Below are 21,779 nucleotides of genomic sequence, written 5' to 3'. Positions count from 1 at the left end.
CTCTCCCGTTATTCAGTCAAATTAATTATCACCCTAACCACTTTAGGCTAGCTGACTGAACTGGGAGAGAAAACCAGAACTCTCCGAAGTGGCGTTTTAGCGCGAATTCCTTTGTTTTTGCTCGAAGCTCACCGCCGCGCCAATCAGGTTGGCCTCGTTGCGATACTGACAGAGCAGAACCTGCGGCAGGAATTCTGCCAGTTCTTTCTCTTGCACCAGTCCAGCCAGGCGCTGCTTAATACCGGCAAAAATTTTATCGCTGGCGGAGATACCGCCGCCGATAATCAGGCAATCCGGGTCATAGCAGACCTGCAAATTGAGTAAGCCCACCGCCATCCAGTGGTAAAACTGCGCCACTTCCTGCTGTGCAATATCATCGCCTTCTTCCGCCAGGCGAAAAACGTCAGCGCCAGTGAGCGAATCTGACGCCAGCGACATTCTCTGCGCGTAACGTCGCGCCATCGCCACCGCGGTCGCCAGCTCGCTAAAGGTTTGCCCATCGTGAAGCGTCATCAGGCCAAACTCTCCCGCATAGCGATGGCTACCGCGCCGCAGGACCTTGTTTTCGACAATCGCACCGCCCACGCCGGAACCGACGATCACAAACAACACGTGCTGGTAGTCCCGCCCCGCCCCCAGCGCCGCTTCGGCGATACCCGCCGAATTGGCGTCGTTTTCAATGCACACCGGTAGCGAGAATAGCGTCTCCAGCTCTTCGACAATCGCAAAGTGGTGAATATAGGGGATGGCGCTCAGCCCGCCAATTACCCCACGCAGGGCATCGACGCTTCCCGGTGCGCTGATGGAAACGCCCTCAATAGCATAGCGCTGCTGAAATTGCTGGCACAGCATCAGCAGCTGCGCCTTCATCTCCGGCCAGCTGGCTGGAGTCTTAACCGACCCGGTATCAGCTAATGCGCCCTGCTGCCAGACGCCATACTTAATCGCGCTACCACCCCAGTCAAACAATAGAATTGCCATATATATCCCCTTGATTAAATTCGTAAAAACAAATTAATGCTCACAAGGATAGTCACTTTTGTTTAGCCCCGGCTTATCGCAACGCAAAAAAAAAGCGCCTCCGGTGTCAACCACCGGAGGCGCAGTTACTGGCAGATTACATTACTTTTTAATCTGCGCGTGCATTTCCTGCACCGACGTCACTTTCTCAATCGCGTTGGCATTCAGCGCCATCGCCGTGGCGAAGCCGCCGTTCAGCGTGGTGTCGTAATGCACTTTGTACTGCAACGCGCTGCGGCGAATCAGCTTGGAGTCGGCAATCGCCTGACGACCCTCAGTGGTGTTGATGATGTAAGTATATTCGCCATTCTTGATACGGTCCTGAATGTGCGGACGACCTTCATGCACCTTGTTCACCAGGCGCGGATTGATGCCGGCTTCGCCCAGCACAATCGCGGTACCGTGGGTGGCATCCAGCTCGAAGCCGAACTTCAGCAGTTTTGCCGCCAGGTCCACCACGCGCTCTTTGTCGCCTTCGCGTACGGAGAGCAGCGCGCGGCCCGATTTCTTCATCGTCGAGCTACTGCCCAATTGCGCTTTAGCGAACGCTTCCGCGAAGGTGCGGCCCACGCCCATCACTTCACCGGTGGAGCGCATTTCTGGCCCTAACAGTGGGTCTACGCCCGGGAACTTGTTGAACGGCAGCACCACTTCTTTCACCGAGTAGTATGGCGGGATGACTTCTTTGGTCACGCCCTGCTGCGCCAGCGTCTGGCCTGCCATCACGCGCGCCGCGACTTTTGCCAGCGCAACGCCGGTGGCTTTCGAGACGAACGGTACGGTACGCGCTGCACGCGGGTTGACTTCAATCAGGTAGACTTCGTTGTTTTTAACCGCAAACTGCACGTTCATCAGGCCGCGTACCTGCAATTCGAAGGCCAGCTTCTGCACCTGCTCGCGCATGACATCCTGAATTTCCTGGCTCAGCGTGTAGGCTGGCAGGGAACACGCGGAGTCACCAGAGTGGACGCCTGCCTGTTCGATGTGCTCCATGATGCCGCCAATCAGCACCATTTCGCCGTCGCAGATAGCATCCACATCGACTTCTACCGCATCATCAAGGAAGCGGTCCAGCAGCACCGGTGCATCGTTAGAGACGCTGACGGCGGTCTGGAAGTAGCGACGCAGGTCAACTTCGTCATAGACGATTTCCATTGCCCGACCACCGAGCACGTAGGACGGACGTACCACCAGCGGGTAGCCAATCTCTTTCGCTTTTTCGACGGCCATTTCGATGGCGGTTACGGTGGCGTTTGCCGGTTGCTTCAGCTTCAGACGGTCAACCGCCTGCTGGAAACGCTCACGGTCTTCTGCACGGTCAATCGCATCCGGGCTGGTGCCGATAATCGGTACGCCTGCCGCTTCCAGCGCGCGCGCCAGCTTCAGCGGAGTCTGGCCGCCGTACTGCACGATAACGCCTTTCGGCTTCTCAATGCGCACGATTTCCAGCACGTCTTCCAGGGTGACCGGCTCAAAGTACAGGCGGTCGGAGGTGTCGTAATCGGTCGAAACGGTTTCCGGGTTACAGTTGACCATAATGGTCTCGTAACCGTCTTCGCGCAGCGCCAGCGAGGCGTGAACGCAGCAGTAGTCAAACTCGATACCCTGACCGATACGGTTCGGGCCGCCGCCGAGAACCATGATTTTGTCGCGGTCAACGGACGGGTTCGCCTCGCACTCATCTTCATAAGTGGAGTACATATAAGCGGTGTCAGTGGCAAATTCCGCCGCGCAGGTATCTACGCGCTTGTAGACCGGGTGCAGGTCGAACTGGTCGCGCAGCTTGCGGATTTCCGCTTCGCGCACACCCGCCAGCTTCGCCAGACGCGCATCGGCAAAACCTTTACGCTTGAGCTGACGCAGGAAGTCAGCGTCAAGGCCGGTAATACCGACTTCAGTCACTTTCTCTTCCAGACGCACCAGCTCTTCAATCTGCACCAGGAACCAGCGGTCGATATTGGTCAGGTTGAACACGCCGTCAACGGACAGACCAGCGCGGAAGGCGTCAGCGATATACCAGATACGCTCGGCACCGGCATCTTTCAGCTCGCGGCGAATCTTGGTCAGCGCTTCTGGGTCATCCAGGCTCACTTTCGGGTCGAAACCAGTCGCGCCCACTTCCAGGCCGCGCAGCGCTTTCTGTAAGGATTCCTGCTGAGTGCGGCCAATCGCCATCACTTCACCGACCGATTTCATCTGGGTGGTCAAGCGGTCGTTCGCGCCGACGAATTTCTCGAAGTTAAAGCGTGGGATTTTGGTCACAACGTAGTCGATGGACGGCTCAAACGACGCCGGAGTACGGCCGCCGGTGATGTCGTTCATCAGCTCATCAAGGGTGTAACCTACCGCCAGTTTCGCCGCTACTTTAGCAATCGGGAAGCCGGTGGCTTTCGAGGCCAGCGCCGAGGAGCGGGAGACGCGCGGGTTCATTTCGATAACGATCAGGCGACCGTCTTTCGGGTTGACCGAGAACTGAACGTTGGAACCGCCAGTTTCTACACCAATTTCACGCAGTACCGCCATCGAGGCGTTACGCATGATTTGGTACTCTTTATCGGTCAGGGTCTGCGCCGGGGCGACGGTGATGGAGTCACCGGTATGGATGCCCATAGCGTCGAAGTTTTCGATAGAGCAGACGATGATGCAGTTGTCGTTTTTATCACGCACCACTTCCATCTCGTACTCTTTCCAGCCAATCAGCGACTCATCAATCAGCAGCTCTTTCGTTGGGGAAAGATCCAGACCGCGCTCGCAGATCTCTTCGAACTCTTCGCGGTTGTAGGCGATACCGCCGCCGGTGCCGCCCATGGTGAAAGATGGGCGAATGATGCACGGATAGCCGACGTCAGCGGCAACCGCCAGCGCTTCTTCCATAGTGTGAGCGATGCCGGAACGCGCGGTGTCGAGGCCGATTTTCTTCATCGCCACGTCGAAACGGCGGCGGTCTTCGGCTTTATCAATCGCGTCAGCAGTGGCGCCAATCATGGTGACGCCAAACTCTTCGAATACGCCCTGACGTTCCAGTTCCAGCGCACAGTTCAGCGCGGTCTGGCCGCCCATGGTCGGCAGAACCGCATCCGGGCGCTCTTTTTCGATAATTTTGCGTACCACTTCCCAGTGAATCGGCTCGATATAAGTCGCATCGGCCATTTCCGGGTCGGTCATGATGGTCGCCGGGTTGGAGTTCACCAGAATGACGCGATAACCTTCTTCGCGCAGCGCTTTACACGCCTGCGCGCCGGAGTAGTCAAATTCACAAGCCTGGCCGATAACGATCGGGCCAGCGCCAAGAATCAGGATGCTTTTTATATCTGTACGTTTTGGCATTTTGTTTGCTCCTGATTATTTTGCTGAAGAACGGTAGTGCTTAATCAATTCGATAAAGTGGTCGAACAGCGGCGCGGCATCGTGCGGACCCGGGCTCGCCTCCGGGTGTCCCTGGAAGCTGAACGCTGGTTTATCGGTACGATGAATCCCCTGCAGGGTGCCGTCGAACAGCGACTTGTGGGTCACGCGCAGGGTAGCAGGCATCGAGGCTTCATCCACCGCAAAACCGTGGTTCTGCGCGGTAATCATCACCACGTTGTTATCAATATCTTTAACCGGGTGGTTACCACCATGGTGACCAAACTTCATCTTGATGGTCTTCGCTCCGCTCGCCAGCGCCAACAGCTGATGGCCAAGGCAGATGCCGAATACCGGAATCTCGGTTTCGAGGAACTTCTCAATCGCTTCGATGGCGTAGTCGCACGGAGCCGGGTCACCGGGGCCGTTAGACAGGAAGATACCGTCCGGATTCATCTTCAGCACGTCTTCAGCGGAGGTCTTCGCCGGCACTACCGTCAGACGGCAGCCGCGGTCGACCAGCATGCGCAGAATGTTGCGTTTCGCGCCGAAATCATAGGCCACAACGTGGAACGGCAGGTCGCTTTCTGCTTTGGCTTCCGGCAGGTCGCCCGCCAGAGTCCAGCTACCTTGCGTCCAGCTGTAGGTTTCTGCGGTAGTCACTTCCTTCGCCAGATCCATCCCGTTCAGGCCCGGGAACGCTTTCGCTTTTTCCAGCGCCAGCTGCGCATCCGGGCTGTCGCCCGCAATAATGCAGCCGTTCTGCGCGCCTTTCTCACGCAGCAGACGGGTCAGCTTACGAGTATCGATATCGGCGATCGCCACAATGTTATGGCGCTTCAGGTAAGAAGAGAGGTCTTCGGTATTGCGGAAGTTGCTGGCAATCAGCGGCAGGTCGCGAATGACCAGGCCCTGCGCATGTACCTGAGAAGATTCTTCATCAGCGGCGTTAGTGCCGACGTTGCCGATATGGGGATAAGTCAGAGTGACGATTTGGCGGGAATAGGAAGGATCAGTGAGGATTTCTTGATAACCGGTCATTGAAGTATTGAAAACGACTTCCCCAACCGCCGTGCCGGTAGCCCCAATGGCCCGACCGTGAAACTGGGTTCCGTCTTCCAGAACCAATAGCGCTGACTTAATCAAAACACCCTCCAGAGAATATCCACTCACTTTATTTGCATATTAATTCATAATGCAGATCTGAATCAATGCAAATCTGTTGCCCGCAGAATTTTGGCAAACGGCGGCATTCTGGAGAGATGGCGGGTAAAAGTCAACTTAAAGCGGATATTTTTAATCTTATTTCAAGCCACTGTTCAGCAATACCAGCCTTAGCTGGTAAAAAGATCAACTAACTAGCCAGGGAAAACGCTTGCGGGGCCGGATTATTGTAAAATCATTGAGCGGAGAACAAAAAAGTAGACCAGATGGTCAAAATTTACAATAAAACAATAAAAAATACGCAGATAACATAATCTTTTGAAGACTTGATGATAAAAATATAAAAAAATCGGAAAAAATAAAAAGGGCAATAAAATATTGCCCTTTGCAATCAATTACATATTGAATGCAATAACCACATCACGATGGGTAATAATCGTTATAAAGAGTTCAGTTCAAGCACGTCACGCATATCAAAAATACCGTTTTTCTTACCTTTCAACCATAATGCTGAGCGAACTGCACCATTTGCAAAAGTCATCCGGCTGGAGGCCTTATGGCTGATTTCGATACGTTCGCCGATATCGGCAAACATCGCTGTATGCTCACCGACGATATCTCCGGCACGTACGGTGGCAAAACCGATCGTGCCCGGCTCGCGTTCACCGGTGTAACCTTCACGACTGTAGACCGCACAGTCCTTCAGATCTTTATCCAGAGCACCGGCAATCGCCTCGCCCATCGCTAACGCCGTACCCGATGGGGCATCGACTTTGTGGCGATGGTGCGCTTCGATAATTTCGATATCGGTATAGTCGCCCATCACCTTCGCCGCTTTCTCCAGCAGCTTTAACATCACGTTGACGCCGACGCTAAAGTTGGCGGCGAATACAATGGCGATTTCCTGCGAAGCATCGCGAATCGCCTGCTTCCCGGCATCATCAAAGCCGGTGGTGCCGATCACCATCCCTTTACCGTGTTGACGGCAAAAAGCGAGGTGGTTCAGCGTGCCTTCCGGGCGGGTAAAATCGATGAACACGTCGAAATCATCTTTTACCGCCTCAAGGCTGCTTTGCACCACAACGCCTGACTTACCCACGCCCGCCAGCTCGCCCGCATCGCTGCCGAGCAGTGAGGAGCCTTCACGTTCCAGAGCCGCGCCAAGCGCCGCGCCGTCCATTTGCTGTACCGCCTGGATTAACTGGCGTCCCATCCGGCCGCCCGCGCCCGCGATGGCCACGCGGATTTGTGCATCATGCATAGCTATTCTCTTTTGTTAACACTACGTAAATTGTTTTCAGAGTAACCAGCCCGTCGATGAGCCGCTACTCAAAAACACCGATAATTAGAAATTTATGACAAACTGCCGCCGATATCAGTAAAAACTATACGATTGTGCCGGGAATTTGGCGTTGAGTAGTGAGAAGGGGTACGCATGTGGATTCAGGAACCCCGGTTCAGCCATTTGCAGGCCAATCCGGGGTCAGCTATTGATGAAAAGCCGAACAATTAATGCAGGAACAGCTCTCCTGGAGGGAAGCCATACAGGAACCAGGTGACCGCCAGCAGATCGGCGCTGCCGCCGGGGCTGAGATGGCGAACAATCAGTTCATCGTCCAGCTGACGTAACGCTTCCAGCCCACCGTCGGCCAGCACTCCGCCTTCCCACAGCAGCTTTTGCGCCTGCTGCTGAACAAAGTTGAGTCCTTCCAGCCCGCCGCGTGAAACCAGGTTGGTATCGTCATTCCACGCCATCAGATGCAGCAAGGTCTGTAATAACGCCAGATTGGTATCGCCGGTATCTTCCATCACGCGATTAAATACCGGCATCGCCTGAGTGCGCACGGTACGAAAGCCGCTTTCCGCTTCACCCCGGGCACCAGACAGCCCGTAGCGCAGGAAATGCGCCTCGCCTTTGCTCACCTTCTTCCCTTCCGAGGGGGAAAGCTCGCGCCCAACCACGCCGCGACAGAATCGGGCAACCTGATCGCAAACCCGGTGCTGTTCAACCGGCTCCCCTCGGGCAACCAGCCTTCCTGCCGCCGCGCTGAGCAGGCCAAAAGCGAAGATCGCCCCGCGATGGGTATTCACCCCCCCGGTGACCTCCAGCATATCCGTCTCGCAGGCCATGCCCACTGGACGCAGCATCATCAGCACCTGTTCCGGTGTGATATTGGCCGTGTCGTGACCCATAATGAAAAACTTCTCCATCCACGGGGCGACAACCGCCGTACTGGCTTCAAATGACGCCAGATCCATATCCTGATGCGCGCCGGTGTTACGGATATCCACCAGACCCGGTTTTGGCGTCAGGCGCACTTCCGTCAGCAGCGCCCGCTCCACGCGAGAAACGATATCCTCCGCCGCGACCGTTTGACGACTCAACTGGCGATGCAGGCTCATGATCACTTCGCTCATGCCTTCTCTCCTCGATGCGTTTAGCTGGCGGTTTTAACCTGATGAATCACGTCAATCACTGAACCATCGCGATAACGCACTACCGCCACCACCCGGTCGGTAAATTCGATCGACTCAGGTTTACCGGTCAGGAGCTCAGCGCGCTGTTGTAGCTCTTCAATCGTCATCAGCGGGATACCGGCGCTGCGCAGGTTATCGATCAGATCCTGACGCGCCGGATTCACGGCAATACCGTGGTCGGTCACCAGCACATCCACGCTGGCCCCCGGCGTGACGCGAGTTAGCACCTTCTCCACCACGCACGGAATACGCCCGCGCACCAGCGGCGCGGTGATAATGGTTAAATCAGCCCCTGCCGCCGTATCGCTATGGCCACCAGATGCCCCACGCAGCACGCCGTTGGAGCCGGTCATCACGTTGACGTTGAACCCGGTATCAATTTCCAGCGCGCTCAGCATCACCACGTTCAGGCGCTCGCAAGAGATGCCTTTAGAACTTGGGTTCGCGTACTGATTAGCAGAGATTTCGATATGGTACGGGTTATTCGCTAGCGAACGCGCAGCATCGCCGTCGAAAGACTGGGTATCCAGCAGCGCTTTAATCAGGCCCTTTTCATGCAGATCGACCATCGTGCCGGTGATCCCGCCCAGACCAAAGCTGGCGGTGATCTCATTACGACGCATCTTATCTTCGAGGAAGCGGGTTACCGCCAGCGACGCGCCGCCAGTGCCGGTTTGCAAAGAGAAGCCGTCTTTGAAGTAGCCAGAATGTTCGATCACTTTGGCCGCCTGGCGAGCGATCAGTAGCTCGCGCGGGTTGCTGGTCAGGCGGATCGCCCCGGCGGTGATTTTCGCCGGATCGCCAACTTCCTCAACCTGCACGATCAGATCAACCTGATCCTGAGCGATACTGGCCGGGTAGTTCGGATAATCAACCCACTCTTCGGTCAGCAGAACCACGCATTTAGCGGCATCAGCATCCACTTTGGCGTAGCCCAGTGAGCCGCAGCGAGATTTGCCGCTAAAGCCGTTGGCGTTGCCATACTCATCGCAGCACGGCACCCCAAGGAACGCCACGTCAATACTCAACTCGCCGGTTTGCACTAAATGCGCGCGACCGCCGTGGGAGTGAATTTGTACCGGGTTTTCCATCAGGCCCGCAGAGATCTCTTCCCCGAGCTTACCGCGCAGGCCAGAGGTATAAATCTGGCGAACCACGCCGTTTCTAATATGCTCGATCAGCGGCCAGTGAGCGTCGATCAGCGAGCTTGAGGCTAACGTCAGATCGCGAAAGCCCATTTCAGCCAGCTTCGCCACCACCATATTGACCACCTTGTCGCCGCCGCGAAACGCGTGGTGGAAGGAGATGGTCATGCCGTTTTGCAGCCCGGAGCGGCGAATCGCCTCTTCCAGCGAGGCGCAAATTTTACGTTGGCGCTTTTCGCTTTCGCTGGCCAACCACGGGCTTTTCGCGGTCACGCCCGCATAGGGCTCTAACCCTTCCGGCACGACGTATTGTTGATTAAGCATTGCCACGGTCTCTTTCATTATTTCCCCCTTAATCACGAATGCCGGAAGCCGACAGCGCCACGACTTTGCGCGCATGATCGATAATCGGTCCATCTATCATCTTGCCGTTCAGCGATACCACGCCGAGGCCGCGCTCTTCCGCCTCTTCCGCCGCCGCGATAACTTCGCGCGCATGCTCGACATCTTTAAGCGTTGGGGCATAAACCTGATGCAGCAGCTCAATCTGACGCGGGTTCACCAGCGATTTGCCGTTAAAGCCGAGATTTTTCGCCAGATTCGCTTCCGCGAGGAAACCGTCTTCGTTATTGATATCCGACCACACCACGTCATAGGCCGCGATCCCGGCAACGCGGGCGGCGTGCAGCACCGCGCAGCGAGCATAAAACAGCTCGGTGCCGTCGCCGCGGCAGGTGCCCATATCCATCACGTAGTCAAAGGCCGCCAGCGCAATGGCCGACAAACGCGGGCTGGAGCGGGCGATCTCGACCGCATTCACCACGCCAAGCGCTGATTCAATCGCCGCCATTAATTTGGTGCTGCCCACTTCCCGGCCACACTCGCGCTCAATGCGCTCAACGTGGGCTTCCAGCTCATGGATATCTTCTTTGCTATCGGTTTTCGGCAAACGGACCATATCCACGCCCGCACGCACCACCGCTTCGAGGTCAGCAAGGCCAAACGGGGTATTGAGCGGATTAATACGCACCACGGTTTCGACATCCCGATACAGCGGATGCTGGAGCGCGTGATGCACAAGCAGGCGGGCGGTATCTTTTTCACGCAGTGAAACGGCGTCTTCGAGGTCAAACATCACCGCGTCTGCGCCGTAAACAAAAGAGGTGCTTAACATCGCGGCATTCGCGCCGGGAATAAACAGCATACTGCGACGAGGTTTCATAGCTGGCTCCATTGCAGTTGAGATTGTTTAGCTGCGCGCAGCGCCGCGGCCTGAACGCGAGCCTTCAGTACGCATTCGAGCGCACCTTTATCATCGACGACCACATTCGCCTGGGTGACGTCAAGCTGCGCCAACGTCTCTCTGACCACCCGCTCAATCGCGGCGCCAAACTGCTGCTTCACGACGCTGTCGATTTCAAGCTGGATACCCGGCTCATTAGCAGGCCCAATCCTGACCATCACATCGCTGGACTCCAGCGTGCCGGCCAGGGCGTCAATCATCATTTCCATAGAGGCAGATCCTTAGTTATGGAGGTAAAATCAGGCGGTTTGATGTTCGCTTTCCGCCAGATGCATCAGAAAAGAGAGCGTTCCCGGCGGCACCAGCGGCTCGATAGCCGACCACCGGCGCTCTTTATAGAGCTTGCGCACTCGGGAAGCGGAGATCGGCCCGCCATCTTTCTCAACCCGATCCAGCTCAACCACCTGAATGGTCGGTATAGCGCCGGGCGCTTCAAGCAGCTGCTGCATGCGCAGGTTGTAATGACGGGTTAATGAACACAGCGGCTCGCTGCCGACAAAACGGTGGGTTATCTGTAGCGCCGGGGCGAGATGTTCGCGGAAAAGCTGGAGATCGATCTGGCAGTGGCAGTCGTCGACCACGCCTTTGTCTTTCAGGAAATAGCCGGGGAATGTCGCCCGGGAGATCAGGTAAGCCGATCCCGGATGCAGGGTGACGTTTTCAATTCCCGCAATCCCTTGCTCAATCAGCATGACGCGATCCTGATAGCTGAAAAATGACGCATCTTCCTTCACCACGAACAGATGCAGCCAGTCGCACTGGCGGGCGGCCTGCTCGACCAGCCATCGATGCCCCAGCGTAAAGGGATTGGCGTTCATTACGATGGCGCCAATTTTTTCCCCCGGCTGGCGATACATCGTGAGCTGGCGGCAATAACGCGCCAGACGTTCACGGCTGTTCTCCATCAAAACGGCCTGGTCGCCTGCGTGGGCAATAGGCCAGAATCCAGCGCAGGAAAAGAGCGCGGCGTTATACGGTTTGGTGAATAAAAACAGTTCGCTGCGGCCCAGTTCATACGCCTGAGTCATCAGTTCGGTCAGCAGCTTCAGGCTTAGGGAAGGTGCGAATAAGCGGGGAAATTCTTCTCGGCTGACTCAGTCATTTCATTTCTTCATGTTTGAGCCGATTTTTTCTCCCGTAAATGCCTTGAATCAGCCTATTTAGACCGTTTCTTCGCCATTTAAGGCGTTATCCCCAGTTTTTAGTGAGATCTCTCCCACTGACGTATCATTTGGTCCGCCCGAAACAGGTTGGCCAGCGTGAATAACATCGCCAGTTGGTTATCGTTTTTCAGCAACCCCTTGTATCTGGCTTTCACGAAGCCGAACTGTCGCTTGATGATGCGAAATGGGTGCTCCACCTTGGCCCGGATGCTGGCTTTCATGTATTCGATGTTGATGGCCGTTTTGTTCTTGCGTGGATGCTGTTTCAAGGTTCTTACCTTGCCGGGGCGCTCGGCGATCAGCCAGTCCACATCCACCTCGGCCAGCTCCTCGCGCTGTGGCGCCCCTTGGTAGCCGGCATCGGCTGAGACAAATTGCTCCTCTCCATGCAGCAGATTACCCAGCTGATTGAGGTCATGCTCGTTGGCCGCGGTGGTGACTAGGCTGTGGGTCAGGCCACTCTTGGCATCGACACCAATGTGGGCCTTCATGCCAAAGTGCCACTGATTGCCTTTCTTGGTCTGATGCATCTCCGGATCGCGTTGCTGCTCTTTGTTCTTGGTCGAGCTGGGTGCCTCAATGATGGTGGCATCGACCAAGGTGCCTTGAGTCATCATGACGCCTGCTTCGGCCAGCCAGCGATTGATGGTCTTGAACAATTGGCGGGCCAGTTGATGCTGCTCCAGCAGGTGGCGGAAATTCATGATGGTGGTGCGGTCAGGCAAGGCGCTATCCAGGGATAACCGGGCAAACCGACGCATGGAGGCGATTTCGTACAGAGCATCTTCCATCGCGCCATCGCTCAGGTTGTACCAATGCTGCATGCAGTGAATGCGTAGCATGGTTTCCAGCGGATAAGGTCGCCGGCCATTACCAGCCTTGGGGTAAAACGGCTCGATGACTTCCACCATGTTTTGCCATGGCAGAATCTGCTCCATACGGGACAAGAAAATCTCTTTTCTGGTCTGACGGCGCTTACTGCTGAATTCACTGTCGGCGAAGGTAAGTTGATGACTCATGATGAACCCTGTTCCATGGCTCCAGATGACAAACATGATCTCATATCAGGGACTTGTTCGCACCTTCCTTAGCCCTTCCCCCTGTAGCGACGGGTCGACGGCAATACACTTCAGAACGCATCCGGCAATAGCGCCACAGCCAACAATGCGCCGCTGGTGTTCGGCGACAATCACGATTTCGCAATCTGCTTCCAGCGAGAGCTGATGTTCATGAAGGAAAAGATCGATAGCCTCCCGCCGACGGGGATCTTTCTGTACCGTGACGCGTTTTAATATCAAGTTCATTTTTTTAGCGCTTCATTGACCAAAAACGAACTGTATTTCGCCACCGTTCCCGTAGCGGTTCTTTTATTTAAATCACACTTTTTCCCGTACCTTAATTGGCTTTATGGTTTTTATGTTGTTAATTAATTCAGAAGAATAAAAACAATTAAATTAATTAAAAACACGACCAATCAGTGAAGATAATCACATATCAGCCCGGAGCATATTTATTATGATGCCGCCGTATTATTATTGCTTTTTCCAACGGCATTATTCCTTTTTTTAACAGGGTGACGTCTTATGACTAACATGAGCCAGGCTCCGGCTGCGGAGAAAAAAGGCGTTAGCGATATACTGGGGTTTAAAATCTTCGGTATGCCGCTTCCGCTTTACGCGTTTGCATTAATTACACTACTCCTTTCACACTTTTATGACGCGCTACCCACTGATATCGTGGGTGGCTTCGCGATAATGTTTATTATTGGCGCTATCTTTGGTGAAATTGGTAAACGTCTGCCGATATTTAATAAATATATTGGTGGCGCACCGGTAATGATCTTCCTGGTGGCTGCGTATTTTGTTTATGCCGGTATTTTCACGCAGAGAGAAATCGACGCAATCACCAATGTGATGGATAAAAGTAACTTCCTGAACTTATTCATCGCAGTGTTGATTACCGGCGCTATTCTGTCGGTTAACCGTAAACTGTTGCTGAAATCCCTGCTGGGTTATATTCCAACTATCCTTATGGGGATCCTCGGCGCATCAATCTTTGGCATTGCTATCGGGCTGTGCTTCGGTATTTCCATCGATCGCATCATGATGCTGTATGTTCTGCCGATTATGGGCGGCGGCAACGGCGCAGGCGCGGTTCCGCTGTCTGAAATTTATCACTCCGTCACCGGTCGTTCTCGTGAAGAGTACTACTCAACCGCGATTGCCATTCTGACCATCGCCAACATCTTCGCCATCATCTTTGCCGCGCTGCTGGATATTATCGGCAAAAAATATCCGGGAATGAGCGGTGAAGGCGAACTGGTACGTAAAGCCTCATTTAAAGTCGAAGACGATGAAAAAGCGGGCGCGATTACCCATCGTGAAACGGCGGTCGGCCTGGTGCTCTCTGCCACTTGCTTCCTGCTGGCTTACGTTCTCGCTAAAAAAATCCTGCCGAGCATTGGCGGCATTTCCATCCACTACTTCGCCTGGATGGTACTAATCGTCGCGGCGCTGAACGCCTCTGGCCTCTGCTCGCCGGAAATCAAAGCCGGTGCTAAACGTCTGTCTGACTTCTTCTCTAAGCAACTGCTGTGGGTGCTGATGGTCGGCGTCGGCGTGTGCTACACCGACCTGCAAGAGATCATCGACGCGATCACCTTCGCTAACGTGGTGATTGCCGCTGTCATCGTAGTGGGTGCCGTCGTCGGTGCCGCCGTCGGCGGCTGGCTGATTGGCTTCTTCCCGATTGAATCCGCAATTACCGCTGGCCTGTGTATGGCTAACCGCGGTGGTTCCGGTGACCTGGAAGTGCTCTCTGCCTGTAACCGTATGAATCTTATCTCCTATGCGCAAATCTCCTCCCGTTTGGGCGGCGGTATTGTGCTGGTCATCGCGAGCATCGTGTTCGGCATGATGATGTAATAAACACGCACGATGGCGATGTTTGAGCGTAAACCACAGCGGTGCAAATTAGGGTCCAGGGCCGGGGGCGGCTTCGGGAAATCCACCCTAACTCCTTAGCCGGACGCACCAATGAATTTACTTTCAAACACGCCATCGTGCCCTTACTTTTGGACCTTTTCATGAGTGATGCAGTGCTGCTGGGTGAAGGCTTCACCCTGATGTTCCTCGGCATGGGATTCGTGCTGGCGTTTCTGTTCCTGCTGATTTTCGCCATCCAGGGCATGTCCGTCGCCGTCAACCGCTTCTTCCCTGAACCGGCCCCGGTGCCGAAGGCGGTACCTGCCGCCGCGCCCGCTGACGACTTCGCCCGCTTAAAGCCGGTGATTGCCGCCGCTATCCACCACCATCGCCGCCTTAACCCTTAATTCACGGAGCATTCCATGACCGTTGCCATTACCGATGTCGTCCTGCGCGACGCCCACCAGTCCCTTTTCGCCACCCGCCTGCGTCTTGACGATATGTTGCCCATCGCCGCTCAGCTCGATGACGTCGGCTACGGCTCCCTCGAATGCTGGGGCGGCGCCACCTATGACGCCTGCATCCGCTTTCTCGGCGAAGACCCGTGGGTCCGCCTGCGCGAGCTGAAAAAAGCCATGCCGAAGACCCCGCTGCAGATGCTGCTGCGCGGCCAGAACCTGCTTGGCTACCGCCACTACGCGGATGACGTGGTGGAGCGCTTCACTGAACGCGCCGTCAAAAACGGCATGGACGTGTTCCGCGTCTTCGACGCCATGAACGACCCGCGCAATATGAAAGCGGCGCTTCAGGCGGTGCGCAGCCACGGAGCCCATGCCCAGGGGACGCTCTCGTACACCACCAGCCCGGCGCACACCCTGCAGACCTGGCTTGATTTAACCGAACAGCTGCTGGAAACCGGCGTCGATTCCATCGCCATCAAGGATATGTCCGGCATCCTCACCCCGTCGGCCGCCTTTGAGCTGGTGAGCGAAATCAAAAAACGCCACGACGTGCGCCTGCACCTGCACTGCCACGCCACCACCGGGATGGCGGAGATGGCCCTGCTGAAGGCCATCGAAGCGGGCGTTGACGGCGTCGACACCGCCATCTCCTCGATGAGCGCCACCTACGGCCACCCGGCCACCGAGGCGCTGGTCGCTACTCTCGCGGGCACAAAATACGACACCGGGCTGGATATCCTGAAGCTGGAGAGCATCGCGGCGTACTTCCGCGAGGTGCGCAAAAAATATCACGCCTTTGAAGGCCAGCTGAAGGGCTACGACAGCCGCATTCTGGTGGCCCAGGTGCCGGGCGGGATGCTCACCAACCTCGAGGGCCAGCTGAAGCAGCAGAACGCCGCCGACAGGCTGGATGAGGTGCTGGCGGAAATCCCCCGCGTGCGCGAGGACCTCGGCTTTATCCCGCTGGTCACCCCGACCTCGCAGATTGTCGGCACCCAGGCGGTGCTCAACGTTCTGACCGGCGAGCGCTACAAAACCATCGCCAAAGAGACGGCGGGCATTCTGAAGGGCGAATACGGCCATACTCCGGTACCCGTGAATGCGGCATTGCAGGCCCGCGTGCTGGGAGGGGCAGAAGCCATCACCTGCCGCCCGGCGGACCTGCTGAAACCGGAGCTGGCCCAGCTTGAGGCCGACGTGAAGCGCCAGGCGCAGGAGAAGGGCATTCAGCTTGCGGAAAACGCCATCGACGACGTGCTGACCGTAGCCCTGTTCCCGCAAATCGGCCTGAAGTTCCTTGAGAACCGCCACAACCCGGCGGCGTTTGAGCCGGTGCCGCAGGCAGAAACCGCGCAGCCTGCCGCTGCCCCGGTAAAAGCCGCTGCCTCCGGCGTCTACACCGTCGAAGTGGAAGGTAAAGCCTTTGTGGTGAAGGTCAGCGACGGCGGCGATATCAGCCAGCTCACTGCCACCACATCAGTTGCACCGGCTCCGGTAGCCGCTCCGGCAGGCGCAGGCACCCCGGTGACCGCCCCGCTGGCGGGTACCATCTGGAAGGTGATTGCCACCGAGGGCCAGGCGGTGGCGGAAGGCGACGTGCTGCTGATTCTGGAAGCCATGAAGATGGAAACCGAAATCCGCGCCGCGCAGGCCGGGACCGTGCGCGGTATCGCCGTGAAGTCCGGGGACGCGGTCGCCGTGGGCGACACCCTGATGACGCTGGCGTAAGGAAGAGGAACGGAAATGGAAAGTCTGAACGCCCTGATTCAGGGCATGGGCCTGATGTACCTCGGCATCGGCCAGGCCATCATGCTGCTGGTGAGCCTGCTGCTGCTGTGGCTGGCGATAGCGAAGAAGTTCGAGCCGCTGCTGTTGCTGCCGATTGGCTTCGGCGGCCTGCTGTCGAATATCCCGGAAGCCGGGCTGGCGCTGACCGCGCTGGAGAGCCTGCTGGCGCACCACGACGCCGGGCAGCTGGCGGTGATTGCCGCGAAGCTCAACTGCCTGCCGGACGTGCATGCCATCAAGGAAGCATTAGCGCTGGCGCTGCCGTCGGTACAAAACCAGATGGAAGAGATGGCGGTCGATATGGGCTACTCGTCCGGGGTGCTGGCGATTTTCTATAAGGTCGCCATCGGTTCAGGCATTGCGCCGCTGGTGATTTTTATGGGCGTCGGAGCGATGACCGACTTCGGCCCGCTGCTGGCCAACCCGCGCACCCTGCTGCTGGGAGCGGCGGCGCAGTTCGGTATCTTCGCCACGGTACTCGGGGCGCTGACGCTGAACTACTTCGGCCTGATTTCCTTCACCCTGCCGCAGGCGGCGGCCATCGGCATCATCGGCGGCGCGGACGGTCCGACGGCGATTTATCTGTCGGGCAAGCTGGCGCCGGAGTTGCTGGGGGCCATCGCGGTGGCGGCGTACTCGTATATGGCGCTGGTGCCGTTAATCCAGCCGCCGATTATGAAGGCGCTGACCAGCGATAAAGAGCGGAAAATCCGCATGGTACAGCTGCGCACGGTGAGCAAGCGGGAAAAAATCCTCTTCCCGGCGGTACTGTTGCTGCTGGTGGCACTGCTGCTGCCGGACGCGGCCCCGCTGCTGGGGATGTTCTGCTTCGGCAACCTGATGCGCGAAAGCGGCGTGGTGGAGCGCCTGAGCGATACGGTGCAGAACGGGCTGATTAATATCGTGACCATTTTCCTCGGGTTGTCCGTTGGCGCGAAGCTGGTGGCGGACAAGTTCCTGCAACCGCAGACGCTGGGCATTCTGGTGCTGGGGGTGATTGCGTTCGGTATCGGGACGGCGGCCGGTGTATTGATGGCGAAGCTGCTCAATAAATTCAGTAAGAATCCGATTAACCCGCTGATTGGTTCCGCCGGGGTCTCGGCGGTGCCGATGGCGGCCAGGGTGTCGAACAAGGTGGGCCTGGAGTCGGATGCGCAGAACTTCCTGCTGATGCACGCGATGGGCCCGAACGTGGCCGGGGTGATTGGCTCTGCGATTGCCGCCGGGGTGATGCTCAAGTACGTGCTGGCAATGTAGTTCTGTGCTCTTCCCGGAGGCGGCGCGTTGCGCCTGTCCGGGCTACCGGATTGCCTGGATCCGTAGCCCGGGTAAGGCGCAACCCGGGGAGATGTACCCCGTCATACACAACGCCACCGGAAGTACGTAAAACGTCGTATTCCGACTGAATGACTTCTGAAATCAGCAAAACTGTGGGCCGATTCAGCGTCGCTGGCCCTGAAAAAAGAGAAAATGACCTTTTGATGTCAATTCGCCCAATGTTTACCCGAAAAATCACGCACTGGTTTGCCCGGCGTTCGTTCCAGAACCGTATCTTTCTGCTGATCCTGTTCACCTCAACAATCGTGATGCTGGCGATGTCATGGTATCTCACCAGCATTACGGAAGAGCGCCTGCATTACCAGGTTGGCCAGCGCGCGCTGATTCAGGCGATGCAAATCTCCGCCATGCCCGAACTGGTCGAAGCGGTGGAAAAACACGATCTGGCGCGGATTAAGGCGCTTATCGACCCCATGCGATCGTTTTCCGATGCCACCTACATCACCGTCGGCGATGCAAAAGGCCAGCGCCTGTATCACGTGAATCCTGATGAAATCGGTAAATATATGGAGGGCGGCGACAGCGACGACGCGCTGTACAACGCCAAAAGCTACGTTTCGGTACGCAAAGGATCCCTTGGCTCTTCATTACGCGGGAAATCGCCGATCCAGGACAGCACCGGCAAAGTGATCGGTATCGTATCGGTGGGCTATACCATCGAACAGCTGGAAAACTGGCTCAGTTTACAGATCGGATCGCTGATGATCCCGATGGCTATCATGCTGCTCCTGCTGCTCTACTGCGCCCGACGCTTCTCACTGCATATTAAAAAACAGATGCTGAATATGGAACCGCAGCAGCTATCACAACTGCTTATTCAGCAAAGCGTGCTGTTTGAATCGGTATTTGAGGGGCTGATTGCTATCGATTCACACTACAAAATTACCGCCATTAATCAGACTGCGCGGCGGCTATTGAACCTGAGCCAGCCGGAAACCATCCTGATCGGCAAAAGCATCAGCAGCGTTATCTCCCAGGAGACGTTCTTCTACGACGCGCCGCAGGAGAACAAGAAAGATGAAATCGTCACCTTTAATCAGATCAAAGTGATCGCCAGCCGGATGGCCGTCACGCTCAATAGCGAGCCTCAAGGCTGGGTCATTAGCTTTCGTAGCAAAGACGATATCAACACCCTTAGCCTGCAGCTCAGCCAGGTCCAGCAGTACGCAGATAACCTGCGTGCCGTGCAGCATGAGCATCGCAACCTGATCTCCACTATCGCCGGTCTGCTGTTTTTAAAACGCTACGATAACGCGCTGGATCTCATTCAGCAGCAGTCTGAAAGCCACCAGAAAGTACTCGATTTTATTGCGCGTAATTTTAAAGTGAACCACCTCGCCGGGTTGCTGATCGGCAAATACTACCGCGCCAAAGAGCTCGGTTTAGAACTGGTATTCGACCCCTCCTGTTACGTCGATACTCTACCTTCATCACTTTCACACAATGAATGGATCTCGATCGTCGGCAATCTGCTGGACAACGCCTACAATGCCACCTTACGCCAGCCGGCAGGCTCAAAGCAGATCGAGTGCCTGATCAACAGCGAGGGCGGTGAAGTGATCATCGAGATCGCCGATCAGGGCTGTGGAATTGATGAGCCAATGCGCGATCGCATTTTTGAACGCGGCGTGACCAGCAGCGACAGCGGCGATCATGGTATCGGCCTGTGGCTGGTTCGCAGCTACGTTGAGCAGGCGGGCGGCAATATCGTTGTCGATGACAACATCCCCTTTGGCGCTATTTTTACTCTTTATATCCCCCTGACCCGAGATGAACATCATGGATAGCATCACAACCCTCATCGTTGAAGACGAACCTATGCTGGCGGAAATCCTGGTGGATACCATCAAACAATTTCCCCAGTTCGCAGTCATTGGCATTGCCGATAAACTGGAAAGCGCCAAAAAGCTGCTCCGTCTCTATCAGCCACAGCTGATTCTGCTGGATAACTTTTTGCCCGATGGCAAAGGCCTCGATCTGATCCGCCACGCCGTCAACACCAACTACAAAGGCCGCATCATTTTTATTACTGCTGATAATCACATGGATACCATCAGTGAAGCCCTGCGGATGGGGGTTTTTGATTATCTGATTAAGCCGGTGCACTATCAGCGCTTGCAGCATACGCTTGAGCGCTTTGCCCGCTATCGCAGCTCCCTGCGCTCCAGCGAACAGGCCAGCCAGACCCACGTTGACGCCCTGTTTAATATTCAGGCCAAGGAGCATACCGAAGCCGCTGGGTCTGCACTGCGCGGCATTGATGAAAGCACCTTTAATCGCGTATTACAGCTCTTCACTGACCCGGAAATCGTGCATACCGCCGACACGCTCGCCCGCATTCTCGGCAGCAGTAAAACCACCGCTCGCCGCTACCTGGAGCAAGGGGTGAAAAACGATTTTCTCGAAGCGGAAATCAGCTACGGTAAAGTCGGCAGACCGGAGCGGATTTATCACGGTAAAGTGACCGACACCGCTTAATCACCCCGGCGAAAACCGCAAGATTCGCGGATCACCAGCGCGGGCGGCAGAATAATACGTTTCGGCGGCTCATCATTGCCCTGAATACGGCTATACAGCAGCTCGCCCGCTTTACGACCAATCTCTTTCGCCGCCACCGAAACGGTGGTTAGCGCAGGCTGAACCAGCGCCGCTTCGGTAATATCATCGAAGCCCACCAGCGCAAAATCTCGCCCCGGCTCGCGACCCATTTTACGCAGCGCCTGCATCACTCCCAGAGCGACAATATCCTGATAGCAAACGGCGGCGGTAATTTGTGGATATTGCGATAACAGCGATTCCGCCACTTTGGCGCCATCTATCTGGCTTGCCTGCGCGGTGACGATCCAGTGTGGATTCGGAGAAATACCGCTTTCCAGCAGCGTGCTGGTAAAACCGCCAATGCGCTGCGCCCGGGTGCCGGAACTCGGGCTACCGCCGATAAAGGCGATATTCTGATGACCCATTTTTAGCAGGTGCGTCGTCGCCATCTGGGTGCCGAGAAAGTTGTCGGTGCCGACAAAATCAAAGTCCGGGTCGCTCAGCGGGCGCACCACCATAATGGCCGGGATATTGCGTCTTTTCAGCGCATCGAAAAACGAGGACGGCGTTTCCCGTGCCGCGCACAGCACCATCCCACAGGCGCTATTGCGCATCAGCGAATCCACAAACTTCTGCTGACGTTCGCCAGATTCTTCACTGTTAGCCAGAAACAGCAGTAAATCATGGCGTTCCATTTCATGGCTCAGGCCCGCCGTCATCTCACCATAAAACGGGTTGGTGATGTCGTGCAGCAGCAGTCCAACCTGATTGCTGCTGCGGTTGCGTAGGTTGGCGGCGGTCTGATTGTAGACGTAGTCGGTCTCATCCAGCGCTTTCAATACCCGGTCGCGCGTGGCCTGCGAAATACGCCCCCGATTGCGCAATACCATTGAGACGGTCGCCGTAGAGACCCCCGCCCGCTCGGCGACCTGCGCCAGCGTCACTGTCGTCATGATTCCTCCTGTTCGTTCATATCAGGTTAATCGAATAACCTAAAAATTGCATTTTTCCCTGTGACTGCACTCACATTAACGCCCATTTCACTCGCTCAGTTGCTGATTATGCCGGGTTAATCGCGTTAACCACACTATCAAAATAAGGTTAATCGATTA

The 21,779-nt window shown here is 56.1% G+C and carries 16 protein-coding genes and 2 pseudogenes; 6 read left to right on the top strand and 12 right to left on the bottom strand.

All coding sequences use genetic code 11. From position 1 onward, the window contains the following. Window positions 1-96 precede the first annotated feature (96 nt). The 11 genes and pseudogenes from HV127_RS11930 to HV127_RS11880 all read right to left on the bottom strand — a co-directional run. Window positions 97-981 (bottom strand): ROK family protein, encoded by an 885-nt coding sequence (locus tag HV127_RS11930; RefSeq protein WP_182236267.1) that lies wholly within the window; start codon window positions 979-981, stop codon window positions 97-99. A 141-nt stretch (window positions 982-1,122) separates the two neighbouring features. Beyond that, window positions 1,123-4,347, bottom strand: a complete 3,225-nt coding sequence (gene carB / locus HV127_RS11925) for a carbamoyl-phosphate synthase large subunit (protein ID WP_182236265.1) — start codon at window positions 4,345-4,347, stop codon at window positions 1,123-1,125. 15 nt (window positions 4,348-4,362) lie between these two features. Next, entirely contained in the window at window positions 4,363-5,511 is a 1,149-nt protein-coding gene (carA, locus tag HV127_RS11920) for a glutamine-hydrolyzing carbamoyl-phosphate synthase small subunit (protein WP_182236262.1), read from the bottom strand. 457 nt (window positions 5,512-5,968) lie between these two features. Continuing rightward, entirely contained in the window at window positions 5,969-6,790 is an 822-nt protein-coding gene (dapB, locus tag HV127_RS11915; protein ID WP_182236260.1) for a 4-hydroxy-tetrahydrodipicolinate reductase, read from the bottom strand. A 248-nt stretch (window positions 6,791-7,038) separates the two neighbouring features. Then, window positions 7,039-7,947, bottom strand: a complete 909-nt coding sequence (gene citG, locus HV127_RS11910; RefSeq protein ID WP_182236258.1) for a triphosphoribosyl-dephospho-CoA synthase CitG — start codon at window positions 7,945-7,947, stop codon at window positions 7,039-7,041. 20 nt (window positions 7,948-7,967) lie between these two features. Beyond that, window positions 7,968-9,494 carry a citrate lyase subunit alpha gene (citF, locus tag HV127_RS11905; RefSeq protein WP_182236256.1) on the bottom strand — a complete coding sequence of 509 codons (1,527 nt, stop codon included), beginning with the start codon at window positions 9,492-9,494 and terminating at the stop codon, window positions 7,968-7,970. A 10-nt stretch (window positions 9,495-9,504) separates the two neighbouring features. Further along, window positions 9,505-10,374 carry a citrate (pro-3S)-lyase subunit beta gene (gene citE / locus HV127_RS11900; RefSeq protein WP_182236254.1) on the bottom strand — a complete coding sequence of 290 codons (870 nt, stop codon included), beginning with the start codon at window positions 10,372-10,374 and terminating at the stop codon, window positions 9,505-9,507. Next, entirely contained in the window at window positions 10,371-10,664 is a 294-nt protein-coding gene (citD, locus tag HV127_RS11895) for a citrate lyase acyl carrier protein (RefSeq protein WP_182236252.1), read from the bottom strand. The genes citE and citD overlap by 4 nt, the downstream gene beginning before the upstream one ends. A gap of 30 nt (window positions 10,665-10,694) precedes the next feature. Then, window positions 10,695-11,510, bottom strand: a pseudogene (citC, locus tag HV127_RS11890) ([citrate (pro-3S)-lyase] ligase); the annotation flags it as partial. Window positions 11,511-11,656: 146 nt separating this feature from the next. Further along, complete coding sequence (locus tag HV127_RS11885) at window positions 11,657-12,637, bottom strand: IS5-like element IS5 family transposase (protein ID WP_042934497.1); 981 nt, start codon at window positions 12,635-12,637, stop codon at window positions 11,657-11,659. 69 nt (window positions 12,638-12,706) lie between these two features. Further along, window positions 12,707-12,922 (bottom strand): annotated as a pseudogene (locus HV127_RS11880) ([citrate (pro-3S)-lyase] ligase); the annotation flags it as partial. A 279-nt stretch (window positions 12,923-13,201) separates the two neighbouring features. Here HV127_RS11880 and citS point away from each other — a divergent pair. The 6 genes from citS to HV127_RS11850 all read left to right on the top strand — a co-directional run bounded on the left by citS (window position 13,202) and on the right by HV127_RS11850 (window position 20,607). After that, window positions 13,202-14,542: a citrate/sodium symporter CitS gene (gene citS, locus HV127_RS11875; protein WP_182236250.1), complete on the top strand. Its 1,341-nt coding sequence runs from the start codon at window positions 13,202-13,204 to the stop codon at window positions 14,540-14,542. A 161-nt stretch (window positions 14,543-14,703) separates the two neighbouring features. Next, window positions 14,704-14,949: an oxaloacetate decarboxylase subunit gamma gene (locus HV127_RS11870; RefSeq protein WP_182236248.1), complete on the top strand. Its 246-nt coding sequence runs from the start codon at window positions 14,704-14,706 to the stop codon at window positions 14,947-14,949. A 15-nt stretch (window positions 14,950-14,964) separates the two neighbouring features. Further along, window positions 14,965-16,731, top strand: coding sequence for a sodium-extruding oxaloacetate decarboxylase subunit alpha (oadA, locus tag HV127_RS11865; protein WP_182236246.1), 1,767 nt, complete (start codon window positions 14,965-14,967; stop codon window positions 16,729-16,731). 15 nt (window positions 16,732-16,746) lie between these two features. Further along, window positions 16,747-18,048: an oxaloacetate decarboxylase subunit beta gene (locus HV127_RS11860; protein WP_182236244.1), complete on the top strand. Its 1,302-nt coding sequence runs from the start codon at window positions 16,747-16,749 to the stop codon at window positions 18,046-18,048. A gap of 239 nt (window positions 18,049-18,287) precedes the next feature. After that, the gene (locus HV127_RS11855; RefSeq protein WP_182240637.1) at window positions 18,288-19,916 is read left to right on the top strand and encodes a sensor histidine kinase; all 1,629 of its coding nucleotides are present in this window, start codon (window positions 18,288-18,290) and stop codon (window positions 19,914-19,916) included. Beyond that, window positions 19,909-20,607: a response regulator gene (locus HV127_RS11850; protein WP_110272637.1), complete on the top strand. Its 699-nt coding sequence runs from the start codon at window positions 19,909-19,911 to the stop codon at window positions 20,605-20,607. The genes HV127_RS11855 and HV127_RS11850 overlap by 8 nt, the downstream gene beginning before the upstream one ends. On the opposite strand, the gene HV127_RS11845 is transcribed toward HV127_RS11850, so the two are convergent. After that, on the bottom strand, window positions 20,604-21,620 hold the full coding sequence (locus HV127_RS11845; protein WP_182236242.1) for a LacI family DNA-binding transcriptional regulator: 1,017 nt from the start codon (window positions 21,618-21,620) through the stop codon (window positions 20,604-20,606). The genes HV127_RS11850 and HV127_RS11845 overlap by 4 nt on opposite strands. Between the last annotated feature and the right edge of the window lie 159 nt (window positions 21,621-21,779).

The organism is Klebsiella sp. RHBSTW-00215, from assembly GCF_014103785.1.
GTDB lineage: Bacteria > Pseudomonadota > Gammaproteobacteria > Enterobacterales > Enterobacteriaceae > Klebsiella.
This window is presented reverse-complemented; position numbering and strand designations above follow the sequence as displayed.

Excerpts from the sequence above, each read along its gene's own strand:
- HV127_RS11930 (WP_182236267.1), bottom strand. The coding sequence starts at position 981 with ATGGCAATTCTATTGTTTGACTGGGGTGGTAGCGCGATTAAGTATGGC.
- carB (WP_182236265.1), bottom strand. The coding sequence starts at position 4,347 with ATGCCAAAACGTACAGATATAAAAAGCATCCTGATTCTTGGCGCTGGC.
- dapB (WP_182236260.1), bottom strand. The coding sequence starts at position 6,790 with ATGCATGATGCACAAATCCGCGTGGCCATCGCGGGCGCGGGCGGCCGG.
- citG (WP_182236258.1), bottom strand. The coding sequence starts at position 7,947 with ATGAGCGAAGTGATCATGAGCCTGCATCGCCAGTTGAGTCGTCAAACG.
- citF (WP_182236256.1), bottom strand. The coding sequence starts at position 9,494 with ATGAAAGAGACCGTGGCAATGCTTAATCAACAATACGTCGTGCCGGAA.
- citE (WP_182236254.1), bottom strand. The coding sequence starts at position 10,374 with ATGAAACCTCGTCGCAGTATGCTGTTTATTCCCGGCGCGAATGCCGCG.
- citD (WP_182236252.1), bottom strand. The coding sequence starts at position 10,664 with ATGGAAATGATGATTGACGCCCTGGCCGGCACGCTGGAGTCCAGCGAT.
- HV127_RS11885 (WP_042934497.1), bottom strand. The coding sequence starts at position 12,637 with ATGAGTCATCAACTTACCTTCGCCGACAGTGAATTCAGCAGTAAGCGC.
- citS (WP_182236250.1), top strand. The coding sequence starts at position 13,202 with ATGACTAACATGAGCCAGGCTCCGGCTGCGGAGAAAAAAGGCGTTAGC.
- HV127_RS11870 (WP_182236248.1), top strand. The coding sequence starts at position 14,704 with ATGAGTGATGCAGTGCTGCTGGGTGAAGGCTTCACCCTGATGTTCCTC.
- oadA (WP_182236246.1), top strand. The coding sequence starts at position 14,965 with ATGACCGTTGCCATTACCGATGTCGTCCTGCGCGACGCCCACCAGTCC.
- HV127_RS11860 (WP_182236244.1), top strand. The coding sequence starts at position 16,747 with ATGGAAAGTCTGAACGCCCTGATTCAGGGCATGGGCCTGATGTACCTC.
- HV127_RS11855 (WP_182240637.1), top strand. The coding sequence starts at position 18,288 with ATGTTTACCCGAAAAATCACGCACTGGTTTGCCCGGCGTTCGTTCCAG.
- HV127_RS11850 (WP_110272637.1), top strand. The coding sequence starts at position 19,909 with ATGGATAGCATCACAACCCTCATCGTTGAAGACGAACCTATGCTGGCG.
- HV127_RS11845 (WP_182236242.1), bottom strand. The coding sequence starts at position 21,620 with ATGACGACAGTGACGCTGGCGCAGGTCGCCGAGCGGGCGGGGGTCTCT.